The following is a 5,631-nucleotide window of genomic DNA, read 5'->3' as shown; positions in this document are numbered from 1 at the left end:
CTTCGCTGCAGCCTTCATCTTCTGGATCAATGAGTCCTGACCCTAGCTGAATAGCGCCGGGAACAAAGACGGAGGGTGCTTGTTAAGCTCACAGCACAATGGGCGCCAAGGAACAAGGAATCTCTCCATGAAAAACCGTCTGCTTCGAGCTTCCCTGGCTACAGCCACAGCCTGATGTTTGCGCTGCCAGCCTTCGCCGCAGACGAGTTTATCGACAAGGCCGCTGCCGGACGCATGTTCGAGGTCGACTCGAGCAAGATCGCCGAAGGCAAAATCCAGAATCGGAGCGTGAAGGATTTCGCGCAGAAGATGATCGACGATCATGGCGCGGCCAATGCTAAGCTCGAAACGATTGCTGGCAAACAGAAGCTGAAGGTGCCGACAGAGCTGAATGCCAAGCATAGGAGCGATCTCGAAGCTCTGCAGACCGCCAAGGACCCCATAGATAAGTCCTATGTCCAGATGCAGCGTGACGCACACGCGGACGCAGTCAAGCTGTTCGAGAGCTACGCCAAGGATGGCGACAATGCGCAATTGAAGACATTCGCCCAGGAGACCGTACCGACGCTCAAGATGCACCAGGAAATGATCGAGAAGATCGCTTCCACCACGCACGACACGTCTTCCACGAGCTCGACAACCCCTGCCGTCACCACAACCGATACCGCAAATCCGGCCGCTCCAGCGCCGGGCGCGAACAGCTTCACCGAGGACCAGGCCAAGAGCCGCATCCAGGATGCCGGCTTCTCGGAAGTGTCCGCGCTGACAAAGGACGATCAGGGGATCTGGCGCGGTCAGGCGACCAAGGACGGCAAGAAGATAGCCGTTGCTCTAGACTATCAAGGCAACGTCGTTGCCGGCACAAACTGAACAAAGAATTGGAGTTCAAGAACATGAAGACCGTGACCGGACTATTCGACAATTACGATGACGCTTCCGATGCCGTCGGCGAACTGGAGGCAAGCGGCATTCCGAATTCCGATATTAGCATTGTCGCCAACAATTCGACGGACTGGTACGACAAAGACAGTTCCAAGGCTGCTGAGGATGCAGCCGGCGGCGCCGGGGTGGGTGCCGTCCTCGGCGGTGCCGGCGGTCTGCTGACGGGGCTCGGTATCATGACCATTCCGGGCGTCGGCCCTGTGGTGGCCGCCGGATGGTTGGCCGCTACCGCGGTCGGCGCCTTAGGCGGCGCGGTGGTCGGCGGGGCTGCCGGCGGGATTGTCGGAGCTCTCACCGAATCTGACGTCTCCGAAAGAGATGCCCATGTCTATGCTGAGGGCGTGCGCCGCGGCGGAACGCTGGTGACGGCCAAGGTCGACGATCAGCTTGCTGGCGACGCCCGGCGAATACTCGGCCAAACCGGCTCGGTAAATCTCGAAGAACGCCGCAGTGTCTACGAGGCCGGTGGCTGGACGGGGTTCGACGCCGAGGCTGAGAACTACACCCCTGACGAGATCGAACGCGATCGCGTGCGCAACAGCAATCGCATTTAACCTTCAGGATCCATCGCCGAAAGGCGGTGGGTCCGCGCCTTTGCTCCCCAGAACGCGTCACAACCCTTTAAGGAAATTAGCAATGGCCAAGGCACCACGTCGCAGCGACGGCAAAACGGCCGTCATCCACGATCAGACATTGTCGAGAGGTGCAGGTGGGGAACTGCATCAACTTGCCGAATCCGAGAGGGATGTCTTGACCACAGCCCAGGGCGGGCCGGTCTCGGATGACCAGAACTCGCTGAGGATCGGCGAGCGCGGCCCGACGGTTCTTGAAGACTTCCATTTCCGCGAGAAGATCTTCCACTTCGACCATGAACGGATACCCGAGCGGGTCGTGCACGCCCGCGGCTATGGGGCGCACGGCTTCTTCGAGACCTACGACTCGCTCGCCAAATACACGCGCGCCGACATCTTTCAGCGCGCCGGCGAGCGAACTCCTGCCTTCGTTCGGTTCTCTACCGTTGCCGGTTCCAAGGGTTCGTTCGATCTCGCCCGCGACGTCCGCGGCTTCGCGGTCAAGCTTTATACAAAGGAAGGAAACTGGGACATCGTCGGCAACAACATACCGGTCTTCTTCATCCAGGATGCGATCAAGTTTCCGGACATGGTCCATGCCGTCAAGGAGGAGCCTGACCGGGCTTTTCCCCAAGCCCAGTCCGCGCATGACAACTTCTGGGACTTCATCTCGCTGACACCGGAATCGATGCACATGATCATGTGGGTCATGTCGGACCGGGCGATCCCGCGCTCCTTCCGCTTCATGGAAGGTTTTGGCGTGCACACGTTTCGCTTCCTCAACGCCAAGGACGAGTCCACCTTCGTCAAGTTTCATTGGAAGCCGAAGCTCGGACTGCAGTCGGTGGTCTGGAACGAGGCGGTCAAGATCAACGGCGCCGATCCGGACTTTCATCGCCGCGATCTTTGGCAGGCAATCCAGTCCGGCAATTTCCCGGAATGGGAACTCAGGGTTCAGCTTTTCGACCAGGAATTTGCTGACAGTTTCGCCTTCGATGTGCTCGACCCGACGAAGATAATTCCGGAGGAAGAGCTTGAGCCTATAGCGGTTGGCCGACTGGTGCTCAACCGCATGCCCGACAATTTCTTTGCCGAAACCGAGCAGGTTGCCTTCATGACGCAGAACGTGCCGCCCGGCGTCGACTTCTCCAACGATCCATTGCTGCAAGGCCGCAACTTCTCGTATCTCGACACGCAGCTAAAGCGACTCGGCAGCCCGAACTTCACGCATATTCCGATCAACGCGCCAAAGTGCCCGTTCCATCATTTCCAGCAGGATGGACATATGGCGATGCGCAATCCGACTGGCAGGACGAACTATCAGCCAAACTCCTTCGGAGAAGGCCCGCGTGAGTCGCCAGAGCCCGGGTTTCGCTCCTTCGCCGATGCGGAGGAAGGTCAAAAGGTCCGCCTGCGGGCCGAAAGTTTCGCCGACCACTACAGCCAAGCGCGGCAGTTCTTCAACAGCCAGACGCCACCTGAACAACGGCATATCGCGATGGCTTTGACTTTCGAGCTGAGCAAGGTCGAGACGCCCGTAATCCGTGAGCGAATGGTCGCTCATCTTATCAACATCGACGAGGGATTGGCCGTAACCGTCGCCGACAAGCTTGGCATCCAAAAAATGCCCAAGCCCGCGGATGCCGCTGTGGCGCCAAGAGACGATCTCGATCCGTCCCCGGCGCTCAGCATCATCGAGAATGGACCGAACAGTTTCGCGGGGCGCAAGGTTGGCGTTCTGATCAGTTCGGGCGTCGATGCGGGGTTGCTGAAGAAGCTTCAGACTGCGATCGAGAAGGAAGGTGCCACGATGGAGGTGATTGCTCCGAAAGTCGGGGGCGTCGAAGCTTGGGATGGAAGCTGGATCGAAGCCCGGCACATGATCGACGGCGGGCCCTCGGTCCTGTTCGATGCCGTGGCTGTCCTGCTGTCGGAAGAGGGTGCAGACAGGCTAGCCGAAGAGTCTGCTGCGCGAGACTTTGTTGCTGACGCCTTCGCCCACCTCAAGTTCATCGCCTTTGTGCCCTCTTCCTCCCCGCTCTTTGTCAAAGCCGGGGTTGAAGTTGATTCAGACGAAGGGCTCATACCGCTTGACGGGTCGGAAGGGATAAACACCTTTGTGCATTCCTGCCGCAAGCTGCGTCTGTGGGGAAGGGAACCGGGGGTTAAGCTTTGAAAAGAAACTTGAGCGTCGATGTCGCGTCAACGGAGGTGCCAATTTTGGGGGCCCTGCTGGCGAGTGAGGCCGTCCAGTTTGTCGCCTATGCTCCTACCTAGGAGCCGCTGAATGCAAACAGCTCCGCGTCGATGTCCTCGAGCCCACCAATCGCGGATGAAACCATCTCGGAAGCGATCTGAGAGAAGGTGATGCCATTGCCGCCATAGCCCATCACGGCGTGGATGCGAGGGTGGCGGGGCAGGGTGCCGATATAGGGCAGGCCGGAGGTCGTGGTGCCGAAGGAGCCGGTCCATGCAAATTCCGGTCTGGTGTTCAGCTTTGGGAGCAGATGGCCCAGTTTGGCCGCCAGGCGCTGGGCCTTATCGGCGATCAATGTATCGCGATGCTCTTCATCGGTGAAATCCTCGTCCTCACCGCCACAAATGACCCGGCCGTCCGCCGTTGTCCGAATGTAAAGATAGGGCTCCGATGCCTCCCACAGCAGAGCAGCCGCAGGCCATAGGTCTTTTGGCTGGCGGGCCGTGGCGATCGCCCAGGTTGAAACGATGCTGTGCGCGGTCTGCGGGATGACGTCGGTCAGCTCATAACCAGTTGCCAGCACTAGATGTCGTGCCGAGATCGTCGGACCGAGACTGGTTTTGACAACAACCTCATCGCGACTGTGCTCGATCTCGGTCGCCTGCACTGGTGCATAAAAACGTGCCTTCCGCGCCAGCGCCCTTAGCAGCAGTCCTGCCGCGAGCTTGCGCGGGTCGAGCGCAATGTTATCGTGGCTGAGGATGGCTGCGTCGCGATCGATTCCGAACCTGTCCACTAGGGACTGGCGGGTCAGATAGGTCGCGGCGATCCCGGCCTGCCGGCGTGCGTTGCCTTCGGCGCGCAATTCCGCCGGTCCCAGCATATTGCCCGCCAGATAGAGTGAAGGCGCGCTGGCGAGGTTGCAATTGATGCCGAGTTCGGCGATCCGCCCGCGAAGATTGATTACCGCCAGGCGCGAGCGCCGCCATGCGCGCGCGGCGTCGAGCTTGCCCTTGATCGCGGAAAGTTTGACCAGCGGCTGATCAAGTTCGAACTGCACCAGAGCCGTCGTCGCCGAGGTTGATCCGAGGAGCGGGCCACGTCGATCGATGCACATCACGCCATGGCCCGCGCGCGCCAGCGCTTCCGCCATCATGGCGCCGCTGATGCCCATCCCTACGACCAGCACCTCGCTCTTTACATCTCGTGTCAGCCTTCCCACTCGGACAGGTGGAGCGCGATAGGCGAACCAAACCGGCCGGCCGCTTCTGAGGTCGAGTTTGCGGGCCAATGCACCCTCCGCTCTGTGCGACGGCCATCGCGAAAGCCCGCCGATCGCTACTCGATCAGCGGGCATCGCTCGCCGCCCAAACCGCCTAGCCTGTCTTCGCCTCGGCCTCTATTTCAGCGAGCTTCTCGTCGATTTCATGCGGTTGTGTTCGAGTCCAACGACGTCATTCCTTGTCTCATCAAGAGCGATGATGATCTCGTCGAGTTTGGCATGAATGGCCAACGTGTCGCGATATCCTTGGATCAGAACGACCCCGGTTATGATAATAGCGGCGACTGACAAGGCATAGGTGACGACCTTGGTCAACCCGAGCGGCACAAGCAACGTGCAAAGGACCATGGCCATCAGAACGAAGTAAAACCCGGGGGGCGCCCCAAAAATCAGCGATGAGAAACAGGACTCGGTTCACTCGGATACCCGCTGCGAGCGCCCAAATTCATCCAGTTTCCTCTGAAGGGCATCGGTATTCTCTGACGCGAAGATCTCGGGCCGTCTCCACCTGCCTTGCGTCGACTTCGGGCAACTCTCGAAGCCATGACTGCGGGCTCCGCAGCAGAAACAACACGTGGTTGGATCGTCTAGCAGGCTGTTGAAGAAGTCAGGCTCTTTCGCAAACGAAGCCTGAATCG

The 5,631-nt window shown here is 59.6% G+C and carries 5 protein-coding genes; 3 read left to right on the top strand and 2 right to left on the bottom strand.

Annotation, left to right across the window (positions count from 1 at the left end):
* Positions 1-174 precede the first annotated feature (174 nt).
* From AU465_RS33405 to katE, 3 genes are all read left to right on the top strand, one after another.
* Complete coding sequence (locus AU465_RS33405; protein ID WP_192257327.1) at positions 175-870, top strand: DUF4142 domain-containing protein; 696 nt, start codon at positions 175-177, stop codon at positions 868-870.
* Between the two features lie 23 nt (positions 871-893).
* Positions 894-1,496, top strand: a complete 603-nt coding sequence (locus AU465_RS33400) for a general stress protein (RefSeq protein ID WP_192257325.1) — start codon at positions 894-896, stop codon at positions 1,494-1,496.
* A gap of 82 nt (positions 1,497-1,578) precedes the next feature.
* Entirely contained in the window at positions 1,579-3,690 is a 2,112-nt protein-coding gene (katE, locus tag AU465_RS33395; RefSeq protein WP_192257323.1) for a catalase, read from the top strand.
* A 97-nt stretch (positions 3,691-3,787) separates the two neighbouring features.
* On the opposite strand, the gene AU465_RS33390 is transcribed toward katE, so the two are convergent.
* Positions 3,788-5,002 carry an NAD(P)/FAD-dependent oxidoreductase gene (locus AU465_RS33390; protein WP_192257321.1) on the bottom strand — a complete coding sequence of 405 codons (1,215 nt, stop codon included), beginning with the start codon at positions 5,000-5,002 and terminating at the stop codon, positions 3,788-3,790.
* Positions 5,003-5,110: 108 nt separating this feature from the next.
* Positions 5,111-5,347, bottom strand: coding sequence for a hypothetical protein (locus tag AU465_RS33385; protein WP_376774934.1), 237 nt, complete (start codon positions 5,345-5,347; stop codon positions 5,111-5,113).
* Positions 5,348-5,631: the final 284 nt, after the last annotated feature.

Source organism: Mesorhizobium silamurunense, from assembly GCF_014843905.1.
In the GTDB taxonomy this organism is placed as follows: Bacteria; Pseudomonadota; Alphaproteobacteria; order Rhizobiales; family Rhizobiaceae; genus Mesorhizobium; species Mesorhizobium silamurunense.
This window is presented reverse-complemented; position numbering and strand designations above follow the sequence as displayed.

What these genes read in the sequence shown, in the direction of transcription:
- AU465_RS33405 (WP_192257327.1), top strand. Translation starts at nt 175, where the DNA reads ATGTTTGCGCTGCCAGCCTTCGCCGCAGACGAGTTTATCGACAAGGCC.
- AU465_RS33400 (WP_192257325.1), top strand. Translation starts at nt 894, where the DNA reads ATGAAGACCGTGACCGGACTATTCGACAATTACGATGACGCTTCCGAT.
- katE (WP_192257323.1), top strand. Translation starts at nt 1,579, where the DNA reads ATGGCCAAGGCACCACGTCGCAGCGACGGCAAAACGGCCGTCATCCAC.
- AU465_RS33385 (WP_376774934.1), bottom strand. Translation starts at nt 5,347, where the DNA reads ATGGCCATGGTCCTTTGCACGTTGCTTGTGCCGCTCGGGTTGACCAAG.